Below are 24,941 nucleotides of genomic sequence, written 5' to 3' on the forward strand. Positions count from 1 at the left end.
TCAGGTTCCTTCGATGACGTCGCGCCACTCAACGGAGTGTTTCTGGTGCGCGGGTTTGGTGTGCAGCCAGCCGTCGTCGACCAGCGCGAGGAGTAGTTGAGCCTTGTTTCCGACGGGCCGCCCGGCGTCCTCATACCGCTGCTTCACGCGGCGATAGTGTTCGCGGACAGTGCTTTCGCTGATGGTGTGTGCACGCGCGGTCGCGCCGATGGTCTTGCCGAACACGTAGGTGCCGAGCACCTCCAGCTCGCGGCTGGTGAGATGGACGCGGCCTTCGGGCGGCGATGGGTCGGGATCGGCGCGCGGCGTTCGCATCTGCGGGTGATGACGACAGGCTTCGGACAGGACGGCGGACAGCTTCGTCGTGGCCGCCGCGGTGGCGACTGCGCCCACGGAGGCCGGCTGACCGTCACTGACACCGATGCCGACTATGGTCGCGAGTCGATAGGCGGGGCTCGCGGCAAGCGGTTCGTAGCGGTGCGGGGAACGGGTGATCACGACGACCGCGTACCCGGGCCGGCGTGCGTCCGGCGATTCGACGTCGTGGACGACTGCGACGAAACCAAGCTTCTCCACCAGGGCGACCACGGCGTCGTCGAGGATGTCGTGCTCGGCGATCACCGCGACGACCGGTGTCGTCGGGGTGATCGCGGGGCACGGAACGGAAACGTCGTACATTGCGGAAACCTCGGTTCAAAGACTGGGCCGCAGCACAAAATGACTGGGCCTAACAAGATTCCGGCGAATGGGACCGAGAGTCAGCACTTCTTGCGACACGAATCGCGCGATAATGGGTTCGTGGGCACCCAAAGTCTCGAGCACCGTGCGCAATTACGCATGATTCATGAGAGTCGGGCATGATCATGCCTGTGACGGGAATGCGAATCTTGTTGGCATCGCCGCTCGGCCGAGTGGTAGCCGGCCCCTTCGAAGCGGCTTTCGCCGATTCGACGGTGGTCGTCGCCACCACCGAAGCCGAGTACATCGCGAGCGTGGCGGGGCACGTGCGGTTCGACGTCGTGGCCGCCGACCTGATCTGGAACCGCCCGGAGATGGAATGGGTCTTCGACGGCCTCGACGCGATCGACGTCCTGCGTACCGCGAATCGATTGGCGCCGGTGCTGCTTGCGTGCCAAGGGCACAGCATGGAGCAAGACCACTTCGAGGAGGCGCGGATGCGTCCGGAAGTGTCCGGGGTGATCTCCAAGTCCGACGGTCTGCCCGCGCTGATGGACGCGGTGCGTACGCTCGCCCTCGGCCGCACGCTGCCCCCGCCGCCGACCGCACGGTCGAAGCCGCCGCTCTACGAGCTGTTCGTCGGCCAGCGCGGGCACACCGCCGGGCGTCTGGCCGGAGCCATCGCGTCAGGGGCGGCGTCGGACAACGCCTCGCTGGCGAGGGTTGCGAAGGTCTCACCGAACACCGCGAACAAAGTGGCCACCACCTACCTCGGGCCGATCATCACGCGCCGCGGCGAACACGACGAATCCCTGCCGCTGACCCAGTCGGCGGTGTACCGATGGTGCGGTCTGCACGCCCGCTACCTCACCAGCTGGTGCCGCAGGCACGGCCATTCCGACGTCCTGGGGCCGCTGCCGATGTAGGCCGCGACATGGAGGCCGCGCCGCGAAGGCCGCGAAACGCCGATAGCGGTCGTCACTGGTCAACGGGTAATTCGAGTAGCCGATCACGCATGCCGTCGCGCGTTTCGTGCGGCACAATTATCGAGGTGAGCGACAACACCGGCTTCACCGGACATGTTTCAGATCTGTCGAATCAGAACGGCTTCCAGTGGGAATTCCACTGCGGTCGTTGCAGCACCGAGTTCCGCAGCGACTTCGCCGCGGACAACGTGTCCCGATTCCGCGGTCTGGTCCGCGGCGTCAGCGACCTCATCGGCGGGCAGGCGTACCGCGTCTCGAGCGCGGCGGACAGCTTCGGTGGAATGTTCAGCAACTACGGCGGAGCATCGAGTGCTAAGGACAAGGCGTACGCGCGGGCCGTCGAAGCCGTCAAGCAGCAGTTCAAACACTGCGGCGGATGCGGATCGTGGGTGTGCTCGTCGTGCTGGAACGGGCGCGTCGGCATGTGCCAGAACTGCTCGCCGCTGGCCGAGCACGACCTTGCCCGGGCACAGGCGTCGGCGCGTGGCTACCAGATGAGAGATGCTGCGGCAGAACAGGATTGGATGCGGGGTCAGCAGGTCAATGTGCCGGTGACGGTGAACTGTCCCAGCTGTGGCTCACATACCACCGGCGGCAAGTTCTGCGGAGCGTGCGGATCCTCGCTGCAGGCGACGGCGAACTGTCGATCCTGCGGGAGCCCGATGCAGCCCGGCGCGGTGTTCTGTACCAATTGCGGGCACACCGGATAGCTCCACCCAAGACCATATTGAAAAGGCTCAGGCTCGACGCCGTACGGTGTCGGGTCTGAGTCGCCTGCCGGGACCCGGTCGCGCAGACGACTCGAACCCAGCACCTCGTAAGGTGCTGGGTTCGAGTGGTATCGCCGGATGCGGTCGACGCCGCCAGCTAGCTAGGAGGGTGCTGATCAATCCAACGGGCGGCGCCCACCCGCTGGTTGAGCCGGGCCCGACGAGCGAAGCGAGACGCGCCCGCGTCGAAACCAAGGTGAGTCGAATTGACAACTGTCACAAGGCGTTTGGATTCGTTGGCATCGTCGTCTTGCGAGGTTTCGACACGGGACTCCGCTTGCGCTCCGTCCCGGCTCAACCAGCGGGTGAGGGACGTTTCGGCGTTAATCAGCACCGTCCTAGCTAGAGTGTGTCTCCCTAGTCCGCCCCGATGATGAAGGCTTCGAGCTGCTCGCGAGCGAGATCGTCGGCGACCTGCACCGGCGGGGACTTCATCAGGTACGCCGAGGCCGGAAGGATCGGGCCGCCGAGGCCGCGGTCGAGGGCGATCTTCGCCGCACGCACGGCGTCGATGATGATGCCGGCCGAGTTGGGGGAGTCCCAGACCTCGAGCTTGTATTCCAGGTTCAGCGGCACGTCGCCGAAGGCACGGCCTTCGAGGCGGACGTAGGCCCACTTGCGGTCGTCGAGCCACTCGACGTGGTCCGACGGACCGATGTGCACATTCTTGTCGGAGATCTTGTTGGCCAGCTGACCCTTCAGGTTCGAGGTCACGGCCTGCGTCTTCGAGACCTTCTTGGACTCCAGCCGCTCACGCTCGAGCATGTTCTTGAAGTCCATGTTGCCGCCGACGTTGAGCTGGTAGGTGCGGTCCAGAGCGACGCCGCGATCCTCGAACAGCTTGGCCATCACGCGGTGGGTGATGGTGGCGCCGACCTGGCTCTTGATGTCGTCGCCGACGATCGGCACGCCGGCGTCGACGAACTTCTGCGCCCACTCGGGGTCGGAGGCGATGAAGACGGGCAGCGCGTTGACGAAGGCGACCTTCGCGTCGATCGCGCACTGCGCGTAGAACTTGTCCGCGTCGTCGGAGCCGACGGGGAGGTAGGAGACCAGGACGTCGACCTTGGCGTCCTTGAGCGCCTGTACCACGTCGACGCCTTCGCCGTCGGCTTCGGTGATGGTCTCGCGGTAGTACTTGCCGAGGCCGTCGAGGGTGTGGCCGCGCTGCACGGTGACGCCGGTCGGCGGGACGTCGGCGATCTTGATGGTGTTGTTCTCGCTGGCGACGATCGCGTCGGAGAGGTCGAAGCCGACCTTCTTGGCGTCGACGTCGAACGCGGCGACGAACTCCACGTCGCGGACGTGGTATTCGCCGAACGTGACGTGCATCAGACCGGGAACGGTCGCGGTCTCGTCGGCGTCCTTGTAGTACTCGACGCCCTGTACCAAGGATGAAGCGCAGTTACCTACGCCCACAATGGCAACACGCACCTTTTTGGGCTCACCCATGGTCGGGTTCTCCTTTTCTAGGAGGCGTCGTGGCCGATTGCCGCGACACCGGGGTTTTCTCACTGGGAGCGTCGGACGGAACCGTCGGTTCGTCGGCGCCCAAATCTTGGTCGAGCGTGGTTTCGTTGCGATGGGGCTCGCGTCCCAACGGCATCGGGGCGGTCGGTTCCCCGTTGGCCTCCTCGGCGATCAGCTCGTTGAGCCAGCGCACCTCGCGTTCGCTCGATTCGAGGCTGAGCTCGTGGAGTTGGCGGGTGTAGCGATCCGACGATCCGCGGGAACGTCCGACCATCTCGCGCAGACCTTCGCGCCGCTCCTCGACCTGGCGTCGACGACCCTCCAGGATGCGCATGCGCGCGACGGCGGGGGTGCGGCTGAAGAAGGCCAGGTGCACGCCGAACCCGTCGTCGGTGTAGTTCTGCGGACCGGTGTCGGCGACGAGTTCGGCGAAGCGGGCGCGGCCGGTGTCGGTCAGTTGGTAAACGCGGCGTCCTCGGCGCACTTTGACGCCCTGCGGGCCGTCGTCCTCGACGATGAGGCCGTCGGTCTGCATCCGACGCAGCGTCGGATAGAGGGAGCCGTAGGAGAACGCCCGGAACGCGCCGAGCAGGCCGGTGAGACGTTTGCGGAGCTCGTAGCCGTGCATGGGGGACTCGAGAAGGAGTCCGAGCACAGCAAGTTCGAGCATGTGTCGCCTCCTTGCAATCGATTGCCCTATCACCGGAATCGGTGGTTTCGATAGTACACCCAATGTATCGCGCCGATATAACCGTGGGTAACTGCGTGGGTTTGCCGCAGGCGCCAACGCGCCCGACGACCACCCGGCTAGGCTGAACGAGTGCAACAGCAACGGCAGCCCGCGACGCGACGGGAGTTGATCGATTACGCGCTCACGCGCAAGTCGGTGCTGTCCGACGTGTATGCCGGGCGCACCGCTGTCAGCGAGGTCTGCGACGCCAACCCGTATCTGCTGCGGGCGGCGAAATTCCACGGCGCGACCAGCGACGTCACCTGCCCCATCTGCCGCAAGGAGAAGGTCACGATGGTGTCGTGGATCTTCGGCGACAAACTGGGTCAGGCGTCGGGCTCGGCGCGTTCGGCGGCTGAACTCGACCGGATGGCCGAGGTTCTCGAGGAGTTCTCGGTGCACGTCGTCGAGGTGTGTCGCACATGTCACTGGAACCATTTGGTCCAGTCGTTCGTTTTAGGTCTGCGACCCACTCGAACGCGTACGCGTCGAGTCGCGAAATAACCCCTCGTCGACGCCGGGCTCTCGCCTGCGCGCTCGACGTTTAGTTTCGTCAAGCGACCGGGACATCAGTACCCTGTTCGTCAGACCGTGCAGCAAAACGAAGGGCACTTGAATGTCAGCCGGAAATGGTTCGCCCAGCAGGACCGGGCAAGAGCCGACCAAGACTGAGTCGGTGCGGAAGAGGCAGAAGATCATCTCGTGGGTGGTCGGACTCGTCGGCATCGGCGTTCCCGCCGTCGCGCTGATCGCGATCATCGCGTTCATGGCCGTCTACGTGAGCGCCGATGTGCCCCGCCCCGGCGACATCAAGCAGAACCAGGTGGCGCTGATCCTCAACACGAACGGCAAGACCATCGCCAAGGTGGTCCCGCCGGAGGGCAACCGCACCGACGTCAAGATCTCCGACATCCCCAAGTCGGTGCAGAACGCGGTGATCGCCGCCGAGGATCGCGAGTTCCAGACCAACTCGGGCTTCTCGGTACGCGGACTCTCGCGCGCGGTGCTCGGCAAGTTCACCGGCCGCGACGACGCGGGCGGCGGCTCGACCATCACCCAGCAGTACGTGAAGAACGCGCTGGTCGGCGACGAGCACTCGTACACCCGCAAGTTCAAGGAACTCGCGATCGCGACCAAGATGTCGACCAAGTGGTCCAAAGACGACATCATGGCCGCCTATCTCAACACCATCTACTTCGGCCGCGGCGCCTACGGCGTGTCCGCCGCCGCGCAGGCCTATTTCCGTAAAGACATCAGCAAGGTGACCACCGCCGAGGCCGCGGTGCTCGCGTCGTCGATTCGCTCGCCGTCGTACTACGACCCGGAGACCAACCCGGAAGCCGCGCTCAACCGCTGGAATTACGTGCTCGACGGCATGGTGTCGATCGGCGCCCTGGACAAGACCGAACGCGCGGCGATGAAGTACCCGAAGGTGCCCGCCTATCGGGAGGATTCGACGACGGCCGACCCCGGGCCCAACGGGCTGATCAAGCGGCAGGTGCTCGCCGAGCTCGAATCGCTCAACATCTCCGAACAGCAGGTACGCACCGAGGGTCTGAAGATCACCACGACCATCGATCCGAAGGTGCAGGCCGCCGTCGTCAGTGCGGCCAAGAACAAGCTGCAGGGTGAGCAGAAGACCACTCGCACGGCCATCGTGTCCATCGACCCGGCCACCGGCGGCGTGCGCGGCTACTACGGCGGCAGCGACGGCCTCGGCTGGGATCATGCGCAGGCCGGCCTGCAGACCGGGTCGTCGTTCAAGGTGTTCGCGCTGATCGCCGCCCTCGAGCAGGACATCCCGCTGTCGAAGACGTACAGTTCGTCGCCCTATCAGGCCACCGGCGGCCTCACCGTCACCAACTCCGACGGTGAGAGCTGCGGCACCTGCAACCTCGCCACCGCGATGAAGATGTCGCTCAACACCGTGTACTACCGACTGATGATGGACCTCAACGGTCAGGCGCAGGCTGTCGCCGACGCCGCGCACAAGGCGGGCGTCGCGGAGACCTTCGGCGATATCCCGCACACCCTGCAGGACAAGAACGGCGGAGTCGAGGGCGGCGTGGTGCTCGGCCAGTACCCGTCGCGGGTGATCGACATGGCTTCGGCGTACGCGACTCTCGCGGCGTCGGGCATCTACCGTGCCCCGCACTTCGTGCAGAAGGTGGAGACGTCGAAGGGCGAGGTGCTCTTCGACCGGGCCAAGGATCCGGGCAAGCGGGTGTTCGAGGCGAAGGTCGCCGACAACGTGACCGCGGCACTGGAGCCGATCGCCTCGTACTCCAACGGCAACGGCCTGTCGGATGACACCTACGGTTCCCGTCCGTCGGCGTCGAAGACCGGTACCGCGCAGCTCGGCGACACCGGCCAGAACAAGGACGCGTGGATGGTCGGCTACACGCCGCAGCTGTCGACGGCCGTGTGGGTCGGCACGGATCAGGGCATCGCGCTGAAGAATGCCTGGGGCGGCCCGATGTACGGCAGCGGGCTGTCGGCGCAGATCTGGAAGGCGTCGATGGACGGCGCCCTGCAGGGCCAGCCGATCAAGCAGTTCCCCGAGCCGGCCGCGGTCGGCGGTCAGGCGGGCGTGCCCTACGAGCCGCCGCCGGTGACCTACACCCCGCCGCGGACCAGGAGCAACAACAGCGGTCGCAACAACGGCGGCGGTGACGGCAACCTCACCCTGGCACCCGGCGTGACCATTCCGCTGCCGGGCGGCAGTCCGCGCCACGGCAGAGGCAATTCCGGTAACTACGGCGGCGACAACTCCGGCGGAGGCGACACCACCGGTGGCGACACGACCGGCGGAGGCGACGGCACCGGTGGCGATACCACCGGGAACGGCGGGTAACGGTCGGTGACCGTCACCGACTCGCAGCGCCCATCCGACGACGTCGAGTCGCCGGAACCGCTGGCAGGCGACTCTCGCGTCGACGCGCAGCGGGAGTCGCCGTCGCTGTCGGACCCGGTCGTGGCACCGGCGAGTTCGGTGATCGGCGGGCCGGTGGGGCGCCACGCCGTCGTCGGGCGGCAGAAGTATCTGACGCCGATCCGGGTTCTGTTCGGACTCGCACTCATCGGCCTGGCGCTCGGCTGGTTCGGCAAGGCGGGGTGCCTGCAACAGCGGCCCGTCGACCCGGCGTCGTCGAGCGCGTCGCGGACCGCACAGGGCGGACTGGACCTCGACTGGCGCAACCAGCGGCAGTTCTTCGCGCTGTGCTATTCCGACGTCATCGCTCTCTACGGCAACGAGCATCTGGATACCGCGTCGTTTCCGTATCGCACCTACTGGTTCGAGAAGGATTCCAGCGGGGTGCAAGTGAAGCGCTACATGGAGTATCCGGTGCTCACCGGCATGTTCATGTACGGCGCCGCGAAGGTCACCGACTGGTGGCAGACCGGGCACGAGAAGTGGGGGCTGCCCTCGGCGCTGTCGGCGGTGATGTTCTTCAACTTCGTCGCCCTGGGATTGGCGCTGTTCTGGCTGGTCACCATCTGGGCGACCGGGCGCACCGCGCGAACCCGGGTCTGGGCACCGTGGCTGGCGGCGTTGTCGCCGCTGGTGATCGTGCACGTGTTCACCAACTTCGACGCCATTCCCATCGCGATGGTCGCGCTCGCGATGCTGGCGTGGACGCGTTTCGAGGACTCCGACGACGCGCGGCCCGGCTGGACGCCGGTACTCGCCGGTGTCGCGATCGGACTCGGGGCGTCGTCGAGCTGGTATCCGCTGCTGTTCTTCGTGGCGATCGGCGTGCTGTGTGCGCGCAACGGTCGGATCGCCGGATTCGTCGCGGCGGCGGTCGGGGCGGTGCTGGCCTGGGCGGCGGTCAATGTGGCGGTGCTCCTCGCCTATCCGACGGGATGGTCGGAGTTCATCCGGTACGGGCTGGCCCGATCCGCCGAGTCGGATTCGTTGTTCGGCGTGGTGCGCGACCTCGGTGGTTTCACGTGGAACACTGCGGTTTTGAACGGTCTCTCGCTATTTCTGCTGGTCCTCGCGGTCGTTGGGGTGGTGGCTGTCGCGATCCTCGCGCCGAAGCCGCCGTCGCTGGCCCAGCTGATGTTCCTGCTGGTCGCCGCGTATCTGCTCACCAACAAGGTGTGGAGCCCGCAGTATTCGCTGTGGCTGGTGCCGCTGGCGGTCCTCGCGATTCCCCGGACCAGGCTGCTGATCAGCTGGATGGTCATCGATGCGCTCATCTGGATTCCGCGGATGTCGCAGTACCTCGACACCGACCGCATGTGGCTGACGCCGCAGTGGTTCACCCTCGCGGTCTTGATCCGTACCGGCATGGTGATCGCGCTGTGCGTCGTGGTCGTCTGGGATGTTCTCGGGCTCGACGCCCGGCGCCTGAGACAGTGGGTGCCCGACGGCGGGCAGTTGAGCTTACGGCGAGGGTGAGGCGATGGTTCGGCTGTCGTCTGATCAGGGGAATGGCGCCCGTCGATGCCGGGAATGCGCGGTTCGGCGGCTAGCGTGGTTCCGTGGCGAGTGGAAACGGCGTTTCAGGCAATCGGGTCAACAAGAAGGTGCTGGCGATCATCGGCGGGGTCGCCGTCTTGATTCTTGTCATGTGCGGTTCGTGCGTCGCCATCTCAGGTGGCTCCGACGATGCGAAGAAGGCGACGCCCAGCACGGTGACGATGACCACGACGGTCACCTCGACGGAGGTAAGTACGGAGGTAAGTACAGTGACCGCCACGCCCTCGGCGACACGGGGTGCGCGAACGTCATCAGCCCCAGACGGGGACGACGACCCCACGACGACGCCGCGGGGGACGACGACACCGCGCGGGCTGGTTCCGACTCGGACGACTACCGCCGAGAACCCGACGACGACCGACAGCGGGTCCGTCTACTACTCGAGCTGTGCTCAGGCGCGTGCCGCGGGAGCTGCACCACTACGCCGGGGCGAGCCAGGCTACCGGTCCGGACTCGATCGCGATGGCGACGGCGTCGCCTGCGACAGCTGACGACGATCATCCCCGACCGTCGTACGGCATGCCCGACGCGGTGATGGTCAGCGAACCGATCGTCGCGCTCGGTGGCAGCAGTGCCATCGTCAAGACCGCACGCGCGGCCTCTTCGACGGGGAAGGTCGGCTCGACGATGCGCCGACCGTCCGGCTGTTCGGCGCCTTCGCCGACGCCGATGTGGTCGGTGATGTCGGTGTGGGTGTTGCCGATGTCGATCTGGCCGCAGGTGATTCCGTAGCGTCGCCCGTCCAGGGCGGTCGCCCGGGTGAGCCCGGTCAGCGCGTGCTTGCTCACCGCGTAGGCGACCGAGCGCGGCCGTGGTCGGTGAGCCGAGATCGATCCGTTGTTGATGATCCGACCACCTTGTGGCACTTGGCTTTTCATAACGCGGACCGCGGCCGCGGTGCACAGCATCGCGCCGGTGACGTTGATGTCGAGCGTCCGCGTCCAATCGTCGAGCGAGATCTCGTCGACCGCGCCGGCCGGTCCGAAGATGCCCGCGTTGTTGAACAGCAGGTCGACGCGCCCCCAGCGGTCGACGGTCCGCTCGAACAGTGCGTCCACGTCGGCGGCGCGGCTGACATCGGCGACCACCGTCATGGCCTGCCGATGATCGCCGGCGGTCTGCACCAGCGGCTCGGGCCGGCGTCCGGCCAGCGCGACGCGGAACCCGGCGTCGAGCAAGGCGTGAGCCACCGCCCGACCGATACCCGATCCGGCGCCGGTGACGATGGCTACCGGCGCGTTTGTGACGGCGTTCATCACCGGCCTGCCATCCGCGCCAGCAATCTCGCCTTCGCCGCCGGCCAATCGTCGTCGATCATCGCGAACTGCGCCGTGGTGCGCCAGCCGTCGCCGAAGCGCAGTTGCTTGCGCAGCAGGCCCTCGAACGTCGCGCCGAGCTTGCTGATCGCGGCGCGTGAGCGGGCGTTGTTCTCATGCGTGTGCCACACGACGCGCACCGCTGCGCAGGTCTCGAAAGCATGGTGCAGCAGAAGGTATTTCGACGACGGATTCACCACGGTGCCCTGCGCCGCATCGGTGTAGAAGGTGTATCCGATTGCGGCGCTGAGGTTTACCGGGTCGATGTCGTAGAAGCTCGTCGACCCGACGACGGCGCCGGTCGCGTCGTCGACCACGGCGAACGCCTCGCGGCGATCAGCTGCCTGGGCGGCCTCGATGTAGGTCAGGGCCGACGCCGTGTCGTGCGGAATGCCGGGCGACCACCGGAAGACCTCGGGATCGCCGATCAGCGAGCCGATCGCCTCGGCGTCGTCGATCATCAAGGGCCGCAACGTGACCGCGCCGGTGGACAGCGTCGGCGCGCCGAGCCAGGTCATGCCGGCGCCAGCTCGGCGTCGTCGGACGGATCGGCGTCGACCGGCTCGATTACCTTGCGGCGCAACCCCATCGACGCGAGCGGCTCGCGCAGGGAAGCGTGGACGAAGGCATAGATCAAGTACACCAACAGGATCGACTGCACCCACACCCCGAAGTTGACTCCACCGATGACCCACCACTTCATCGGCGCACCGGAGTTCATGATGCCGAACAGTCGGAAGATGGTCATGTCCAAGACGAGGTTGGCGACGATGTAGACACCGATCACCTGCCATCGGATCTGCAGCAGCACGAAGAACGGCAGCACCCACAACATGTACTGCGGCGAGTTGACCTTGTGGAACACCATGAATCCGGCCAGCATCGCCGCGGCGACTCCGATCCACGGGAACGCGCCCCGACGCTGATAGACCTTCCAGCCCAGATACATCGCGACGCACCACGCGCTGAGGATCAGCAGTGGGGACAGGATGCCCACCAGCGTGTTGTAGGTGTCCATGTGGCTGCGCCCGACGATGAACCGAAAACCCCAGTGCCAGATGGAGTTCGTGTCCACGTCGGCCCGACGCTTGCCCTGGAAGGTCATCGCGGCCTTCCACCCTTCGAAGCCGCCGATCATGAACGGCAGCTGCACCACGATCACGGTGATCGCCGCGGCCGCGGCCACCCAGATCGCTCCGGCCCAGTCCAGCGCCCGGCGCGCCGAGGACGCGTCGACTCCCTTCGCGGCGGCGAAGCCGCCGCCGGTCAACACGTAGGCGGCCAGCGGCAGCACGAAGAAGCCCGGATAGAGCTTGAGGCAGAAACCGATGGCCAGCAGGATCGACGCCAGGATCGCGCTATTGCGCAACGTCATTCGACGTTCGCCGGTGCTCGGCGACGTCGAGGCGCCCCACGCCATCACGGCCACCGCCGCCACCGAGGTGAACACCACCGGCAGTTCCCAGTTGTGGAATGCGTAGAACACGAGTGGTCCGCTGGCCGCCCACAGGAGCACCCACCAGCGGGTCAACAAGGCGAGCAGCACGGTGATCGCCAGGGCGAACGGGACGAGCAGCCATACCGTGTGGGTGAAGAAGCCGGTGTCGGTGTGGGCGCCGATCGCGCCGAGCCACATCATCATGCCGGACAGCACCGGGTACTCGACGGAGCCGCCGAAGAGGTGCCCGCTCGCGTCGATGCCACCGTTGATGTAGGGGAAGACGTGGTTGTTGATGTCGCGGCCGACCCACAGGAACATGATGTCGGAGTAGCAGGGGATCGCGGCGTCGGGATTGCCGACCGGCCACACGTGACTGCGGCCGTCGGGGAAGTACGGCGCCCCGCCGCAGACGGCCTTCGAGTAGTAACTCCAGACCAGCGCGTAGCACGTGATGATCAGCGAGTTCAGCAGGACGAGCGCCTCGGTTCCGCGGCCGGCGAGGTATCGGCGCCAGCGGTCCGGCGGTCTGGTCGTGGCCGGTTCTGGGCGCAAGTCAGACATGAGCTACACGTTAGGTGGTAGCGGGTGCCGGGAGCCAATCGCCGCACTGCGATCCTTGGGGCATGACTTCCGACGAGTCGACGCCGGGCGCGGTCCTCGCATTGACGCCGCTGCGGCAGTGCGGCGGGTTCATGATCGGGTCGGCGCTGTTCGCCGTCGGGTCGGCGCCGTACTTCGCGAGCTGGGCCGGCGCCGACGTCGTGAACATCTGCTACTTCGTCGGCGCGATCTTCTTCACCGCAGCCGGACTGATCCAGCTGCTGGTCAGCGGGCCCGCGACGGTGCCCGCAGCGGGGTCGGGGGTGATGGTGCGCGCCGACTGGCTCTCGGCGTCGACTCAGTTCGCCGGGACCATACTGTTCAACGCCAGCACGACGGCGGCGTTGATGGCGAGCGGCGTCGTCGCGCAGCGACAGAATGTGTGGAGCCCCGACGCCGCGGGGTCGGTGGCCTTCCTCGTCAGCGGTGCGCTGGGGCTCTACGCGCTGCGTGCCGGCACGAGTCCGGCGCCGCGCGACGCGCAGTGGTGGTCGGCGCAGATCAACTTCGTCGGGTGCGTGGCGTTCGGGGTGTCGGCGGTCGGGTCGTTCGTGACGAGAGCCGGCGGAACGCTCGACGCCTCGGTGGCATCGATCGGCACCTTCATCGGCGCACTGTGCTTCTTCGCCGCGTCCGCGGTCCTGGTGCCCAGCGCGCGTTGAGCTGGACGGTTCCGATGGTTTCGACTCGCTCGTCGCTTGCGCTCCTCGCGGCTCAACCGGCGGTGGGGTCGTCGCTTGCGCTCCTCGCGGCTCAGCCGGCGGTGGGTTCTCAGCCTGCGGCCGTAATGCGAGCGCGCCCCCTTCCGCTGGTTGAGCGAGCGCAGCGAGTCGAAACCTGCCCGACGTCCACGATTTCGCAGGTCAGCACCGCGTCGTGTATCTTGGAGCGGTTGCCGACGCAGGCGACCCTCCTGCCGTGGACAGTCCACGGCCGACCTAGCCCATAGGAGGTGATGTGGTCTTATGCGTCACTACGAATTGATGGTCATCCTCGATCCAAGCCTGGACGAACGTACCGTCGCACCCTCTCTCGATACCTTCCTCAATGTTGTTCGCACCGATGGCGGCAAAATTGAAGGAGTCGACATCTGGGGCAAGCGCCGTCTCGCTTACGAAATTGCCAAGAACAGCGAAGGCATCTACGCGGTCATCGACCTGAATGCGGAACCCGCCACGGTCAGCGAGCTCGATCGTCAGTTGAAGCTGAACGAGTCGGTGCTGCGCACCAAGGTCCTGCGTAAGTGAATCTCACATCCGATGGAACCGAACGACGCCCCGCTGCGTCCTAGTTCTGACGGATGTCGGTACCGGTGAATAGGCTGGGGCACGACTCCAACTCAATCCGGTGCAGTCGATTCATCGAGTGCCCACTTCACAGCTTCTAGAGCGAGGGGAAACACATGGCAGGCGAAACAGTCATCACCGTCGTTGGCAACTTGACCGCCGACCCGGAACTGCGGTTCACACCGTCCGGGGCAGCAGTCGCCAACTTCACGGTTGCATCGACGCCGCGCACCTTCGATCGTCAATCCAACGAATGGAAAGACGGCGAAGCACTGTTCATGCGTTGCAACATCTGGCGCGACGCCGCGGAGAACGTCACCGAGAGCCTCACCAAGGGTTCGCGTGTGATCGTCACCGGCCGGCTGCGTCAGCGCTCGTTCGAAACCCGCGAGGGTGAGAAGCGCACGGTCGTGGAACTCGAAGTCGACGAGATCGGTCCCTCGTTGCGCTACGCCACCGCGAAGGTCAATCGGGCCTCGCGCGGGAACAGCGGCGGCGGCGGATTCGGTGCGTCCAGCGGCGGTGGATACGGCGGCCCTTCGGGCGGCGGTACTAACCGCGGCGGCGGATCGAGCCAGCCGACGCAAGCCGACGATCCGTGGGGCAGTGCCCCCGCGTCGTCGGGCTCGTTCGGCGGAAACGACGACGAACCACCCTTCTGAGAAAGATTTCCGACGCCCCTCGTGGCGTCGGGCCCTAACTGGAGCAATACATGGCAAAGCAAAAAGGACGGAAGGTCCGCGTCGAAAAGGTCACCAAGACCAAGGCGTGCACCTTCTGCAAGGACAAGAAGACTGTCATCGACTACAAGGACACCGCGCTGCTGCGTCGTTTCCTGTCCGACCGCGGCAAGATCCGCTCGCGTCGCGTGACTGGTAACTGCGTGCAGCACCAGCGCGACATCGCGGTCGCCGTCAAGAACTCGCGTGAGGTGGCATTGCTGCCCTTCACCTCGACCGGCCGATAAGCGGAAGGGATAAGAACATGAAACTCATCCTCACCGCTGCCATCGACAAGCTCGGTGTCGCAGGCGACACCGTCGAGGTCAAGGACGGCTACGGCCGCAACTACCTGCTGCCCCGCGGTCTGGCCATCAAGGCCACCCGTGGCGCAGAGAAGCAGGTCGAAGGCATCCGCCGCGCGCAGGAAGCCCGCGAGGTCCGCGGCGTCGAGCACGCCAACGAACTCAAGCAGGCTCTCGAAGGCCTGGAGAACGTGTCGCTGGGCGTCAAGACCCACGACTCGGGCAAGCTGTTCGGTTCGGTCACCGCGGCCGACGTCACCGCCGCCATCAAGAAGGCAGGCGGCCCGTCCGTCGACAAGCGTTCGATCGATCTGCCCAAGGGCCACATCAAGGCAACCGGTACCTACCCGGTCGTCGTCGCCCTGCACACCGGTGTGTCGGCCAAGCTGAACCTGGCCGTCGTCGCCGAGTAATTCGCGCTTCGACGCAAACCCCGCACTAAACGACGAACCCCGCACCTTCGAGGTGCGGGGTTCGTCGTCTGTTGTGGGGTCTGGGTCAGAACGCCGAGTGCGGCGCCCCGATCCCCGGATCGATACGCGTGGGGCCGTCCTTGCCCGGGGTGACGTCGAAGTCGAAGATCGACGTCGGAATGTACACCGTCGCACAGGAATTCGGGACGTCGACGACTCCGGACAACCGGCCCTCGATCGGGGCCGCCCCGAGGAGCAGGTAAGCCTGCTCGGGTGCGTAGCCGAACTTCGTCAGGTAGTCGATCGCATGCAGGCAGGCGCGCTGGTAGGCCAGATGCGAATCCAGGTACCGCTGCTCGTCGTCGAGGGTGACCGAGGTACCGGAGAAGGCCAGGAACTGCTCGTATCGCGGCCCGACGTCGCCGCCGGGCAGGAAGATCGCATTCTCCGCGACCCCGTAGGTCTCCATTCCACCGGGGATGATGTCGACGTGCAGGTCGATGAACCCGCCCATCTCGATCGCACCGCAGAAGGTGATCTCGCCGTCGCCCTGGCTGAAATGCAGGTCGCCGACCGAGAGGTTGGCACCGTCGACGAACACCGGATAGAAGACGCGGGTGCCGCGGGTGAGGTTCTTGATGTCCTGATTGCCGCCGTTCTCGCGCGGCGGTGCGGTGCGCGCGGCTTCGGCTGCGGCAGAAGCGAATTCATCGCCGGACAGCGAGCCGAGGATGGCGTCGTCGGCCAGCGGTGGCAGCGCCAGCGGTGGAACGCGATCGGGGTCGGTGGCGATCAGCGCGCCTTCGCGTGTATTCCAGCGGGCGAGCAGGTCCTTCGACGGCGCCGTTCCCATCAGTCCCGGGTGGATGATTCCGGTGAATTCGACGTGCGGCACATGCCGTGAGGTGGTGGTGTGACCGTGGAAGTCCCACACCGCCTTGTACGCGTCGGGGAACTGCTCGGTGAGGAATCCGCCGCCGTTGAGTTTGGCGAAGATGCCGGTGTAGCCCCAGCCCTGACCGGCCAGCGGTCCGCTGTCCTCCTGCGGGATCGGCCCGACGTCGACGATGTCGACGATCAGCAGGTCACCCGGCTTGGCGCCTTCGACCGCGATCGGGCCGGACAACGTGTGCACGGTGTTCAGCGGCGCGTTGAGGATGTCGTCGGCGGAGTCGTCGTTGTGGATCGCGCCGTCGAACCATTCCCGGCAGTGCACCCGGAACGTGTCGCCGGGCTTGACGGTTACCGCAGGCGGAATCGCGTAGTGCCATCGGTTGTGGCCGACCTTCTCCTGGTCGGTGAAGCTGCGCGACGAATCGAGTGGAAAGACGACTTCGGGCATGGGACTTCCTTTCATCCGTGCGTCATTGCAAGGTCCTCAGGGCCGAGGAAGCTTGGCGTGCAAGGGATTCGACGACGATGCCGATTCGCGCCGAGCATCTGGCACGGCATTCACCACGCCGGGCCGCTCCGCGGTGGCCTTGGTCGCGTCGAGGAGTCGCATCCCGCGTCCCCCGCGTGCGAGGCGCGGTGCGGTGATCCGACGCCGGGCCGGTTCACCGCACCGACAGTCGAGGGTGTCGGGCACGTCGGCCATCGCGAAGCCTGCGTCGAAGGTGCCGCATGAAGGGCACTCGAATCGGTACAGGGGCATGGCCCTCCCGTCTGCGGGGTCGTCACTCTTGCTTCGCAGCGTAGGTGCCGCAGCGCCTACTCGTGCCGGGTTCACCCGTATTCGATATGCACCGAACGGCATTCCAGATAACCGAAGCCTGTTCAGTTCAGCGAACTCCGGTTGTAGGTCCGCATCGACCACGCGTAGCCGACGCCGCTGAGGACGACGCACCAGATGATGCTGATCAGCAGATTATGACCCATCGGCGTACCCAGCAGCAGTGCGCGCACGGTCTCGATGAACGGGGTGAACGGCTGATGCTTCGCAAACCAGGCGATCACCGTCGGCATCGAGTCAGCCGGCACGAAGCCGCTGCTCAGGAACGGCAGCAGCATCAGGATCATCGGTGTATTGCTCGCCGACTCAACGGATTTGGCTGCGATACCCATGCCGACGGAGATCCAGGTCAACGCGACGGCGATGAGTGCGATGACGCCGAACGCCGCGAGAACGCTGCCCACGCCGGTCGACGTGCGAAAGCCCAGCGCCACGGCGACGGCGAACACGACGACCACCGCCAGCATCGTCTGGATCACCGCACCGACGACGTGCCCGGTCAGCACCGACGCCCGCGAGATGGCCATCGTGCGAAACCGCGCGACGATCCCTTCGCGCATGTCCATCGCCACCGTGATCGCGGTTCCCTGCGCGCCCATCACGATGGCGATCAGCATAATGCCCGGAACCACGTAGCGCAGGTAGGCCGCCGTTCCGCCGCCGATGGGTGCGGAACCCGTTGCGCCACTGGGCAATCCGTTGCCGAGAGTTCCGCCGAACACGTAGACGAAGATCAGCAGCAAGATCACCGGCGTGCCGATGGTGAGTCCGGTCAGCACCGGATAGCGGAGCATGTGGCGCATGTTGCGCCGCAGCATCGTATTCGAGTCGGTGACGGCGTGGGTGAGCGTACTCATCGGGAAACCTCCTGTGCAACAGTGGAATTCGAGTCAGTGAGAGCGAAGAACACGTCGTCGAGGTTGGGGGTGGCGATACTGATGTCGTCGACGCGGGCGGCGGCGTCGAGCCGGTCGACGATGGAGCGGACCGACCCGAAGCTGCCGTCGCTGGCGACAGTGAGCGTGAGGTCGGCGGAGCCGGCGCGCAGGTCGTGACCGGACAGCGCGCGTCGAGCGTCGGCGAGCGCGTCGGTATCGGAAAACCTCAGTCGCACTTGGCCGCCCGGCACGAGCCGCTTGAGTTCGGTTGGCGTGCCCTGCGCGACGATGCGCCCGCCGTCGAGGACGGCGATCCGGTCGGCGAGCTGATCGGCCTCTTCCAGGTACTGGGTAGTGAGGAAGATGGTCATGCCGTCGTCGACCAGTCGGCGCACGATGTCCCACATGGTGGCGCGGCTGCGCGGGTCGAGGCCGGTCGTCGGCTCATCGAGAAAGATGACGGAAGTTCCGGCGGCAGTGGATGTTTCGCCGGTACCAGGGGTTCCGCCGACGAGGGTCATCGCGAGGTCGAGCCGACGGCGCATGCCGCCGGAGTAACTCGACAGCGGCTTGGCCGCGGCGTCGAGGAGGTCGAACTGCTCGAGGAGTTCCTCGACGCGTGCGCGGCCGGCTTTGCGTGGCAGGTGACGTAGATCGGCCATCAGTTGGAGGTTCTCCCGCCCGGTGAGCAGACCGTCGACCGCGGCGAACTGGCCGGTCAGGCCGATCGCGCCGCGCACCGAATCTGCTTGGGACACAACGTCGTAGCCGTTGATGCGGACGGTGCCGGCGTCGGGGCGCAACAGTGTCGAGCAGATGTGGACGGCGGTGGTCTTGCCCGCGCCGTTGGGCCCGAGGAGTGCGCAGACCGAGCCGGCGGGGACGGTGAGATCGATGTCGTTCAGAACCTGCTTGTGGCCGAACGACTTTCGTAGGCCGGAGATCTCGATGGCGTTCATGACAGATCCTTCTCCAGGTTGGGGGTTGCGGTCAGAGTGCGGGTGACGAAGATGTCGCCGTAGCTGGTGCGGGCGCGGACGGCGACGGTGTCGTCGTCGGAACCGGGGACGGTCGACGGCGTCAGTTCGTTGTGGAAGCGGCCGTGCGCGGATTCGACGTCGAGGTAGGCGGCGGTGCCGTCGTGGATGCCGATCTCGATCTCGCCGAACGAACTGTCGGCGCTGACGGTGCCGCGCCGCACGTCGCGGACCGACGCCTTGCCGTGCGCGGTCTTGATCGACACCGAATCCAGGGCGCGTTCGATGTCGATTGAGCCGTATGCGCCGCGGATCTGCGCCGGACCCGCCGCCGTGCCGACCGAGATGTTGCCGTAGGAGTTCTTGATCGACGTCGAGCCGCCGACGTCGCCGAGGCGGACCGCACCGTAGGAGGCGTTGATGGTGACGTCGGTGTCGACGTGGCGCGCGGAGATCGCCCCGGTCGACGACTTGAGGTTCAACGACGCCGTGGACTCGACGATGACGTCGGCGTAGGAGACGTCGAGGTCGACGGGGCCGAGCGCGCCGTCAGCGCGGATGCTGCCGGCGGACACCGAACCGGTGACCGCGGTGCCGGCCGGGACATCGATGACGATGTCGACGGAGTCGGGTGCGCCGAGCCGGGGGAGCAGCCGCCACTTGGTGGAGTTGTGCACCCGCAGTCGGTCGCCGAGCAGCGTCGACGTGGTCTGTTCGGCGGCGCGGACCGACGACGCGCGGTCGGGATATTGCGGGGTGATGGTGACGTCGGGTGTGGTGCGGTCGGAGGCGATGATGTGGACGTCGCCGACGGCGAGGTCGAGGTCGAGGGTGAAAACGGGCATGTCGGGGACTCCTCAGCGGACCCAGCCGGTGAACTGCGCACCGGTTGTGGGGGTGGATCGGGGGGCGGGGGCGGATGCGGCGTCGAGCGTGGTGGCGACGGCACGGACGAGCCAGTTGTTGACCGAGATGCCGTCGCGCGCGGCGGCGGCCTCGATGCGCTGTTTGAGGTGGTCGGGCAGGCGCAGGGTGACGCGGGCGGTGGTGCCGTCGTCGGCGGGCTCCACTGACGGCGGTGGTGGGGCGCTCGGTGGTTCCGGGGTGCTCGGTGGCGTCGTCGGGGGTGGTGTCACGACGAATTCCGGGTCGCGGCCGCGCAGGCGGACCTCGACGGACCCGGGGGCCAGTTCGCTGGTGATCTCACCCGCCGCGGTGGACAGGGCGTCGAGCAGGATCAGTCGGGTTGCGGCGTCGAGCGGCGCGGTGAGGCGTTCGGCGAGGCTGCGGGCGTCGTCACCGCCGGCAGCTGCGGCGACGGCCAATTGGTGTCGGAGATTGTCGACGTATGCGTTGAGTTCCATGACGTCAATTTGACGCCGTAGTGACGTCATTGTCAATAGGGTGACGTCGTGGATGACGTCAGGGTGACGCATCATCCGCTGGTTGTGCCGGAGCGTTGGCGAAGGCGGTCTACTCTGCTGGTTGAGCCAGAGCGTTAGCGAAGGCGGTCTACTCTGCTGGTTGAGCCGGGTCGGAGCGTTAGCGAAGACCCGTGTCGAAACCACGCAAGCCGACGCTGCCAGCGCACCAATCACAGAGCGGCAGTTGATAACTCGTCTCACCATGGTTTCGACGCGGGCGCGTCTCGCTGCGTTTACTTCGACTCGCTGCGCTCGCTCAGCACGGCGCGTCGGGCCCCGGCTCAACCAGCGGGGGAGTCGCGTCGGGCCCCGGCTCAACCAGCGGACTGGCGCCACGACCCGCCTCAACCGGCGGAGAAAGCGTTGACTACTTCGGCGGTGAGAACCACAGCGGCAGTTGATTCCAGCGCTGCAGGCGGGGCGGGAGGTACTGCGGTGCGGGATTCGCGTTGTGTGCGATGTCGCCTGCCGGGTAGAAGAACTTGTGCCACGCCGCGGTGAGGATCATCGCGCGGGAGCCGGTGGTGCATGCGACGACGTCGGGCCGGGGCGCGGTGCACGTGCTGCCGTTGACGGTGAGCCGGTTGCCTACGCTCAGGGTCGGGGGCCGGAAGCCCGACGTCGGGGTGAGTTGGGTGTTGGGCCCGAAGATGCCGGCCGGTGTGACCCACCACGGACCCTGCTGATCGCCGGAGATCAGTGCTCCTTGCGTTCGGGGCGGTGCGGTGGCCGGTGCGCCCTTGCAGCTCACGTACCGGTACGACGGCCCGAACGCGCACAGCCAGCGGCCCGCGACGAAGAAGCTGCGGCCGTTGTCGGCAAAGGCGAGCGACTGATATTTCGCCGGATTGACCGGGTGATACTTGGCGAGGTCGAACTCGACGGGCAACGGCGGCCCGACCGGTGTCGCGGTTGCGGCGTGAACGCCGAAAGTCGCCAACGACGCCGCGGCGACCGTCGCGACGACGGCCCGTTGGATCACGCTCATCAAGCGGGTTCTCATCACAGGTCCTCTCCCCGGTCCGCCCCGACGGCACACGCCGACCATTCCACCACGTCGGCGTCGACGACGTGCGTGAAGGTCGCAATCGTGTCCTGATCGTCCGACCCCGATCCACTGGCAACGTGCCGTTCACGCTCGGGTCAGACGCCCGTCGGCAGTGCGTCGGAGCCAACACGCCCGACATTCACATCGGTGTGACACGCCGAAATCCGCGAAAAATCTTGCCTGTGAATAAATTTCTGGGCGCTGACCTGCAGTTTTCGGACAACTCTCCACAGAAATCCCCAAGTTACCCACAGGCGGTCAACAAGCAGTCCTGCGCGGTCGGCAAACCGTCCACAGTTTGTTCACAGAGTTGTCCACACGCCGGTTTGAGCCTGGTGCATCCGGGCTTTACTGTTCCCGGAGCGGTAGGTGCCGGCGTCGCACGCTCGACTTGTCAGACCTCGACGGTAAGACAAGAGGGTCCGACGCGTGCGCGTCATCGGGTGGACATTTCGTTTGAGAGGTATGACGGACTTGGCAGTAGTCGACGATCGGGGCCATGAAGAGGCTCCCGAGGAGCTGCCCGCCGAGGAGTTCGGCCGGCAACCACCGCAAGACATGGCGGCCGAGCAGTCGGTGCTCGGCGGCATGATGCTGTCCAAAGACGCGATCGCCGACGTCTTGGAGAAGTTGCGTCCCGGTGACTTCTACCGGCCGGCCCATCAGGCGGTCTACGACGCGATCCTGGAGCTCTACGGCAAGGGTGAACCTGCCGACGCCGTGACCGTCGCTGCGGAGTTGGAGCGTGCCGGAGAGCTCAAACGCGTCGGCGGAGCGCCGTATCTGCACACCCTGATCTCGACGGTGCCGACGGCGGCCAACGCGGGGTACTACGCGGAGATCGTCGCGGAGAAGTCGATCCTGCGGCGCCTCGTGGAGGCCGGCACGCGCATCGTGCAGTTCGGCTACGCCGGTGGTGAGGGGCAAGACGTCGCCGAGGTGGTCGATCGCGCCCAGGCCGAGGTGTACGAGGTCACCGAGCGGCGAACCGCCGAAGACTACGTGCTGCTCGAAGAACTGCTGCAGCCGACGATGGACGAGATCGACTCGATCGCCTCGCGCGGCGGTATCTCGCTCGGCGTGCCCACCGGCTTCGCCGACCTGGACCGGCTGACCAACGGCCTGCACCCCGGACAGATGATCATCGTCGCCGCGCGCCCCGGTGTCGGGAAGGCGCTGGCACTCGACACGCCGCTGCCCACGCCCACCGGCTGGACCACGATGGGCAACGTGAGCGTGGGGCAGCAGCTGCTCGACGCCCACGGTCGGCCCACCACCGTCGTCGCGGCGACCGAGGTGATGACCGAGCGGCCCTGCTACGAGGTGGAGTTCTCCGACGGCTCGCTCCTCGTCGCCGACGAGGAGCATCAGTGGGCGGCAGAGGTCGACGGTGTGCGCGACGTGATGACCACCGGAGTGCTGCGCGGCCACGTCGGCAAGGCCGTCGTACGCAACACCGCGCCCCTGGAGTTGCCGCATCGCCACTACGTGTACGGGCCGTATACCGTTGCGGCGCTTGCCGGAATGGCGTTCGACGACCCCGAGATCGGGATGCGGATCGACGCCGAGGGGCCCGTCGACGTGATGACGCTGATGGCCGACCTCGGTGGGCGTATCCCCTTCGAGTACCTGCGTGGATCGATCGCGCAGCGTCGGGCATTGCTCGCGGGACTGCTCGACGCACGGGCCATCGTCGAGGACGACGGGTGGATCACCGTGCCCGCGGCCACTCGGCATATGACTGCCGTCGTCGCGGATCTTGTTGCGGGACTTGGCTATACCTACCGGGTGTCGGCCACCGGATGGGTGCGCGTCGACGCCGACGACGACGTGTTCACGTTGCACCACAAGGCGATTCGGCACAAGGAACTGCGCCGGGCGTCGGGCGTGCGGCGCATCGTGGCGATCCGTCCCGTCGATTCGGTGCCGGTGCGGTGTGTACAGGTCGACAACCCGGAGGCGATGTACCTCGCGGGCGAATCGATGGTCCCGACGCACAATTCGACACTGGCGATGGACTTCCTGCGGTCGTGCTCGATTCACCACGGCAAGACCAGCGCCATGTTCTCGCTGGAAATGAGCAAGACCGAGATCGTCATGCGACTGCTCTCGGCCGAGGCGAAGATCAAACTGGCCGACATGAGGTCGGGATCGATGACCGACGACGACTGGTCGCGGTTGGCGCGGCGTATGGGCGAGATCTCCGAGGCGCCACTGTTCATCGACGACTCGCCGAACCTGACGATGATGGAAATTCGCGCCAAGGCGCGGCGACTCAAACAGCGCCACGATCTGTCGTTGGTGGTCATCGACTACATGCAGCTGATGACGTCGGGTAAGAAAGTCGAATCGCGTCAGCAGGAAGTGTCGGAGTTCTCGCGCTCGATCAAGTTGTTGGCTAAAGAACTCGAAGTCCCCGTAGTCGCGATTTCCCAGCTCAACCGTGGACCGGAACAGCGAACGGATAAGCGGCCGCAGGTGTCGGATCTTCGCGAGTCGGGATCGCTCGAGCAGGATGCGGATATGGTTATCCTATTGCATCGACCGGATTCTATTGAGCGAGACGATCCGCGAGCCGGTGAGGCGGATATTATTGTCGGTAAGCATCGAAATGGGCCGACGGCGACTATTACTGTGGCACATCAATTGCATTTGTCGCGATTTGTGGATATGGCTCGGGGATAGGGGATTTTGTAGGCTCTCATCAAACGTGGTGGAATCTCACGCGTGATGGCGGAGTGATGGAGGATCCGCCAAGTTTATGAGACACGCGGGTTGTTGGATCCTAAGGATGCGCCGACAGCCATGTGATGATCAGGTCACCAAAGCAGTGCGATCCGATGGCAGGCCGAGGTGATCGCCATGGGCCGCAGTGGAGACAAGGCGCTAACTGCCTCTATACTCATACCGACGTGCAGACGACCTGAGTGAAATTTCACGAGCGTGGACTGGTCGGGGCTCGACGAACTCACCAATGCGGCGCCTTGGCGGGCCTTTCGATGGCACTGCGGGCAGAAACACTACTCGGGCAACTTCTGGTCGAGCATCGTTGGTCGCTATGCTATCTATGAGTCACGACTTGAGTTGGCGCGCTTGCTGTTTGCTTATTTCAGCGCGGTTGTACGAAAAGACGCGGTTGTACGACAAGTTGTCGTAAAATCTTCTCTGTTCCGGGCATTGGTCGACCGCGAGCCGCGCAAGCATATCCCTGACTATCTGCTGGTCACGGATACGGTCCCTGTGGTTGTGGATGTGAAGCCGGACCGGGTGTCAACGATACCAAGGTTGCCTTCACATTCGAGTGGACTCGTGATCTCGTCGAGGCTCGAAGCTGGCGCTATGAGATTAGCGGTCGAGCCTATCGGAGTGGAACTTGGTGAATGTCCGCATTCTCGCAGGATACCGGCGCGAATGGCTGTTCCGGCCGGAGCTCCTGGCGCACGTACGGGAGAAAGAACTGGACGGTTCGCTCGCGGACGCGTTCAGGTGCTTTCCAGGTGAACCGATCACGACGTCAAATCAGCTCTGGTGCACCTTCTCTGGCGCCAGGAACTGTTGATTGATCTGGGCGAGCCACTGAGTGGACGAACTCAATTGAGAAGGCCGGCATGAACTTCAGCTGGGGTACGAATCGGCGTGGGCACCCGGCTGGTGCACGCCGGGAGTTGGTGGAGATTGT

General features: G+C 65.8%; 26 protein-coding genes. 12 read left to right on the forward strand and 14 right to left on the reverse strand.

What is annotated here, in order from left to right:
* Positions 1 to 678: a helix-turn-helix transcriptional regulator gene (locus tag HH308_RS19850; RefSeq protein ID WP_170195977.1), complete on the reverse strand. Its 678-nt coding sequence runs from the start codon at positions 676 to 678 to the stop codon at positions 1 to 3.
* A gap of 179 nt (positions 679 to 857) precedes the next feature.
* Here HH308_RS19850 and HH308_RS19855 point away from each other — a divergent pair, with 179 nt between their 5' ends.
* Positions 858 to 1,604, forward strand: coding sequence for an MSMEG_1198 family transcriptional regulator (locus HH308_RS19855; RefSeq protein WP_170195978.1), 747 nt, complete (start codon positions 858 to 860; stop codon positions 1,602 to 1,604).
* Positions 1,605 to 1,729: 125 nt separating this feature from the next.
* Positions 1,730 to 2,374, forward strand: a complete 645-nt coding sequence (locus tag HH308_RS30500) for a zinc ribbon domain-containing protein (protein ID WP_170195979.1) — start codon at positions 1,730 to 1,732, stop codon at positions 2,372 to 2,374.
* 417 nt (positions 2,375 to 2,791) lie between these two features.
* On the opposite strand, the gene HH308_RS19865 is transcribed toward HH308_RS30500, so the two are convergent.
* Positions 2,792 to 3,886 carry an inositol-3-phosphate synthase gene (locus tag HH308_RS19865; protein ID WP_170195980.1) on the reverse strand — a complete coding sequence of 365 codons (1,095 nt, stop codon included), beginning with the start codon at positions 3,884 to 3,886 and terminating at the stop codon, positions 2,792 to 2,794.
* On the reverse strand, positions 3,879 to 4,574 hold the full coding sequence (locus tag HH308_RS19870) for a PadR family transcriptional regulator (RefSeq protein ID WP_170195981.1): 696 nt from the start codon (positions 4,572 to 4,574) through the stop codon (positions 3,879 to 3,881). Before HH308_RS19870 ends, HH308_RS19865 begins: the two co-directional genes overlap by 8 nt.
* Before the next feature lie 150 nt (positions 4,575 to 4,724).
* Between HH308_RS19870 and HH308_RS19875 the strand changes: the two genes are divergently transcribed.
* The 3 genes from HH308_RS19875 to HH308_RS19885 all read left to right on the forward strand — a co-directional run bounded on the left by HH308_RS19875 (position 4,725) and on the right by HH308_RS19885 (position 9,042).
* Positions 4,725 to 5,138 (forward strand): DUF5318 family protein, encoded by a 414-nt coding sequence (locus tag HH308_RS19875; protein WP_170195982.1) that lies wholly within the window; start codon positions 4,725 to 4,727, stop codon positions 5,136 to 5,138.
* A gap of 112 nt (positions 5,139 to 5,250) precedes the next feature.
* Positions 5,251 to 7,488 (forward strand): transglycosylase domain-containing protein, encoded by a 2,238-nt coding sequence (locus HH308_RS19880; RefSeq protein WP_170195983.1) that lies wholly within the window; start codon positions 5,251 to 5,253, stop codon positions 7,486 to 7,488.
* Between the two features lie 6 nt (positions 7,489 to 7,494).
* Positions 7,495 to 9,042, forward strand: coding sequence for a glycosyltransferase family 87 protein (locus HH308_RS19885; protein WP_312870736.1), 1,548 nt, complete (start codon positions 7,495 to 7,497; stop codon positions 9,040 to 9,042).
* Between the two features lie 70 nt (positions 9,043 to 9,112).
* On the opposite strand, the gene HH308_RS19890 is transcribed toward HH308_RS19885, so the two are convergent.
* Positions 9,113 to 9,292: a hypothetical protein gene (locus tag HH308_RS19890; protein ID WP_170195915.1), complete on the reverse strand. Its 180-nt coding sequence runs from the start codon at positions 9,290 to 9,292 to the stop codon at positions 9,113 to 9,115.
* Between HH308_RS19890 and HH308_RS19895 the strand changes: the two genes are divergently transcribed.
* On the forward strand, positions 9,285 to 9,614 hold the full coding sequence (locus HH308_RS19895; protein WP_246284733.1) for an excalibur calcium-binding domain-containing protein: 330 nt from the start codon (positions 9,285 to 9,287) through the stop codon (positions 9,612 to 9,614). The two genes, HH308_RS19890 and HH308_RS19895, sit on opposite strands and share 8 nt — an antisense overlap.
* 6 nt (positions 9,615 to 9,620) lie before the next feature.
* Here HH308_RS19895 and HH308_RS19900 read toward each other — a convergent pair whose 3' ends face one another.
* The 3 genes from HH308_RS19900 to HH308_RS19910 are packed head-to-tail and all read right to left on the reverse strand — an operon-like array spanning position 9,621 to position 12,441.
* Positions 9,621 to 10,379: an SDR family oxidoreductase gene (locus tag HH308_RS19900; protein WP_170195984.1), complete on the reverse strand. Its 759-nt coding sequence runs from the start codon at positions 10,377 to 10,379 to the stop codon at positions 9,621 to 9,623.
* Complete coding sequence (locus tag HH308_RS19905; RefSeq protein ID WP_170195985.1) at positions 10,379 to 10,957, reverse strand: GNAT family N-acetyltransferase; 579 nt, start codon at positions 10,955 to 10,957, stop codon at positions 10,379 to 10,381. Before HH308_RS19905 ends, HH308_RS19900 begins: the two co-directional genes overlap by 1 nt.
* Positions 10,954 to 12,441 (reverse strand): glycosyltransferase family protein, encoded by a 1,488-nt coding sequence (locus HH308_RS19910; protein WP_170195986.1) that lies wholly within the window; start codon positions 12,439 to 12,441, stop codon positions 10,954 to 10,956. The genes HH308_RS19905 and HH308_RS19910 overlap by 4 nt, the downstream gene beginning before the upstream one ends.
* Before the next feature lie 62 nt (positions 12,442 to 12,503).
* Here HH308_RS19910 and HH308_RS19915 point away from each other — a divergent pair, with 62 nt between their 5' ends.
* The 5 genes from HH308_RS19915 (at position 12,504) to rplI (ending at position 15,203) form a co-directional block, all read left to right on the forward strand.
* Positions 12,504 to 13,142, forward strand: a complete 639-nt coding sequence (locus HH308_RS19915) for a hypothetical protein (protein ID WP_170195987.1) — start codon at positions 12,504 to 12,506, stop codon at positions 13,140 to 13,142.
* Positions 13,143 to 13,445: 303 nt separating this feature from the next.
* A complete protein-coding gene (gene rpsF / locus HH308_RS19920) occupies positions 13,446 to 13,727 on the forward strand; it encodes a 30S ribosomal protein S6 (protein WP_170195988.1) in 282 nt (93 codons plus the stop codon).
* A gap of 155 nt (positions 13,728 to 13,882) precedes the next feature.
* Positions 13,883 to 14,428, forward strand: coding sequence for a single-stranded DNA-binding protein (locus HH308_RS19925; protein ID WP_170195989.1), 546 nt, complete (start codon positions 13,883 to 13,885; stop codon positions 14,426 to 14,428).
* A 50-nt stretch (positions 14,429 to 14,478) separates the two neighbouring features.
* On the forward strand, positions 14,479 to 14,733 hold the full coding sequence (gene rpsR, locus HH308_RS19930; RefSeq protein WP_170195990.1) for a 30S ribosomal protein S18: 255 nt from the start codon (positions 14,479 to 14,481) through the stop codon (positions 14,731 to 14,733).
* Between the two features lie 17 nt (positions 14,734 to 14,750).
* The gene (rplI, locus tag HH308_RS19935) at positions 14,751 to 15,203 is read left to right on the forward strand and encodes a 50S ribosomal protein L9 (protein ID WP_170195991.1); all 453 of its coding nucleotides are present in this window, start codon (positions 14,751 to 14,753) and stop codon (positions 15,201 to 15,203) included.
* Between the two features lie 85 nt (positions 15,204 to 15,288).
* On the opposite strand, the gene fmdA is transcribed toward rplI, so the two are convergent.
* From fmdA to HH308_RS19970, 7 genes are all read right to left on the reverse strand, one after another.
* Positions 15,289 to 16,545, reverse strand: coding sequence for a formamidase (fmdA, locus tag HH308_RS19940; RefSeq protein WP_170195992.1), 1,257 nt, complete (start codon positions 16,543 to 16,545; stop codon positions 15,289 to 15,291).
* Positions 16,546 to 16,581: 36 nt separating this feature from the next.
* On the reverse strand, positions 16,582 to 16,857 hold the full coding sequence (locus HH308_RS19945) for an FmdB family zinc ribbon protein (RefSeq protein WP_170195993.1): 276 nt from the start codon (positions 16,855 to 16,857) through the stop codon (positions 16,582 to 16,584).
* Positions 16,858 to 16,979: 122 nt separating this feature from the next.
* Positions 16,980 to 17,792: an ABC transporter permease gene (locus HH308_RS19950; RefSeq protein ID WP_170195994.1), complete on the reverse strand. Its 813-nt coding sequence runs from the start codon at positions 17,790 to 17,792 to the stop codon at positions 16,980 to 16,982.
* The gene (locus HH308_RS19955) at positions 17,789 to 18,772 is read right to left on the reverse strand and encodes an ATP-binding cassette domain-containing protein (protein ID WP_170195995.1); all 984 of its coding nucleotides are present in this window, start codon (positions 18,770 to 18,772) and stop codon (positions 17,789 to 17,791) included. The genes HH308_RS19950 and HH308_RS19955 overlap by 4 nt, the downstream gene beginning before the upstream one ends.
* A complete protein-coding gene (locus tag HH308_RS19960; protein WP_170195996.1) occupies positions 18,769 to 19,635 on the reverse strand; it encodes a DUF4097 family beta strand repeat-containing protein in 867 nt (288 codons plus the stop codon). Before HH308_RS19960 ends, HH308_RS19955 begins: the two co-directional genes overlap by 4 nt.
* Before the next feature lie 12 nt (positions 19,636 to 19,647).
* Positions 19,648 to 20,154, reverse strand: a complete 507-nt coding sequence (locus HH308_RS19965) for a toxin-antitoxin system HicB family antitoxin (RefSeq protein WP_170195997.1) — start codon at positions 20,152 to 20,154, stop codon at positions 19,648 to 19,650.
* 427 nt (positions 20,155 to 20,581) lie between these two features.
* Positions 20,582 to 21,202 (reverse strand): hypothetical protein, encoded by a 621-nt coding sequence (locus tag HH308_RS19970; RefSeq protein WP_170195998.1) that lies wholly within the window; start codon positions 21,200 to 21,202, stop codon positions 20,582 to 20,584.
* A gap of 534 nt (positions 21,203 to 21,736) precedes the next feature.
* On the opposite strand from HH308_RS19970, the gene dnaB reads away from it, so the two are divergent.
* The gene (gene dnaB / locus HH308_RS19975) at positions 21,737 to 23,947 is read left to right on the forward strand and encodes a replicative DNA helicase (RefSeq protein ID WP_376767240.1); all 2,211 of its coding nucleotides are present in this window, start codon (positions 21,737 to 21,739) and stop codon (positions 23,945 to 23,947) included.
* Positions 23,948 to 24,941: the final 994 nt, after the last annotated feature.

The sequence above is a fragment of the Gordonia asplenii genome (assembly GCF_012933505.1).
GTDB lineage: Bacteria > Actinomycetota > Actinomycetes > Mycobacteriales > Mycobacteriaceae > Gordonia > Gordonia asplenii.

Bases quoted from the DNA above. Each gene is read 5' to 3' on its own strand.
- HH308_RS19850 (WP_170195977.1), bottom strand. From the start codon at position 678: ATGTACGACGTTTCCGTTCCGTGCCCCGCGATCACCCCGACGACACCG.
- HH308_RS19855 (WP_170195978.1), top strand. From the start codon at position 858: ATGATCATGCCTGTGACGGGAATGCGAATCTTGTTGGCATCGCCGCTC.
- HH308_RS19865 (WP_170195980.1), bottom strand. From the start codon at position 3,886: ATGGGTGAGCCCAAAAAGGTGCGTGTTGCCATTGTGGGCGTAGGTAAC.
- HH308_RS19870 (WP_170195981.1), bottom strand. From the start codon at position 4,574: ATGCTCGAACTTGCTGTGCTCGGACTCCTTCTCGAGTCCCCCATGCAC.
- HH308_RS19880 (WP_170195983.1), top strand. From the start codon at position 5,251: ATGTCAGCCGGAAATGGTTCGCCCAGCAGGACCGGGCAAGAGCCGACC.
- HH308_RS19895 (WP_246284733.1), top strand. From the start codon at position 9,285: ATGACCACGACGGTCACCTCGACGGAGGTAAGTACGGAGGTAAGTACA.
- HH308_RS19900 (WP_170195984.1), bottom strand. From the start codon at position 10,379: ATGAACGCCGTCACAAACGCGCCGGTAGCCATCGTCACCGGCGCCGGA.
- HH308_RS19905 (WP_170195985.1), bottom strand. From the start codon at position 10,957: ATGACCTGGCTCGGCGCGCCGACGCTGTCCACCGGCGCGGTCACGTTG.
- HH308_RS19910 (WP_170195986.1), bottom strand. From the start codon at position 12,441: ATGTCTGACTTGCGCCCAGAACCGGCCACGACCAGACCGCCGGACCGC.
- HH308_RS19915 (WP_170195987.1), top strand. From the start codon at position 12,504: ATGACTTCCGACGAGTCGACGCCGGGCGCGGTCCTCGCATTGACGCCG.
- rpsF (WP_170195988.1), top strand. From the start codon at position 13,446: ATGCGTCACTACGAATTGATGGTCATCCTCGATCCAAGCCTGGACGAA.
- HH308_RS19925 (WP_170195989.1), top strand. From the start codon at position 13,883: ATGGCAGGCGAAACAGTCATCACCGTCGTTGGCAACTTGACCGCCGAC.
- rpsR (WP_170195990.1), top strand. From the start codon at position 14,479: ATGGCAAAGCAAAAAGGACGGAAGGTCCGCGTCGAAAAGGTCACCAAG.
- rplI (WP_170195991.1), top strand. From the start codon at position 14,751: ATGAAACTCATCCTCACCGCTGCCATCGACAAGCTCGGTGTCGCAGGC.
- fmdA (WP_170195992.1), bottom strand. From the start codon at position 16,545: ATGCCCGAAGTCGTCTTTCCACTCGATTCGTCGCGCAGCTTCACCGAC.
- HH308_RS19945 (WP_170195993.1), bottom strand. From the start codon at position 16,857: ATGCCCCTGTACCGATTCGAGTGCCCTTCATGCGGCACCTTCGACGCA.
- HH308_RS19950 (WP_170195994.1), bottom strand. From the start codon at position 17,792: ATGAGTACGCTCACCCACGCCGTCACCGACTCGAATACGATGCTGCGG.
- HH308_RS19955 (WP_170195995.1), bottom strand. From the start codon at position 18,772: ATGAACGCCATCGAGATCTCCGGCCTACGAAAGTCGTTCGGCCACAAG.
- HH308_RS19960 (WP_170195996.1), bottom strand. From the start codon at position 19,635: ATGCCCGTTTTCACCCTCGACCTCGACCTCGCCGTCGGCGACGTCCAC.
- HH308_RS19965 (WP_170195997.1), bottom strand. From the start codon at position 20,154: ATGGAACTCAACGCATACGTCGACAATCTCCGACACCAATTGGCCGTC.
- HH308_RS19970 (WP_170195998.1), bottom strand. From the start codon at position 21,202: ATGAGCGTGATCCAACGGGCCGTCGTCGCGACGGTCGCCGCGGCGTCG.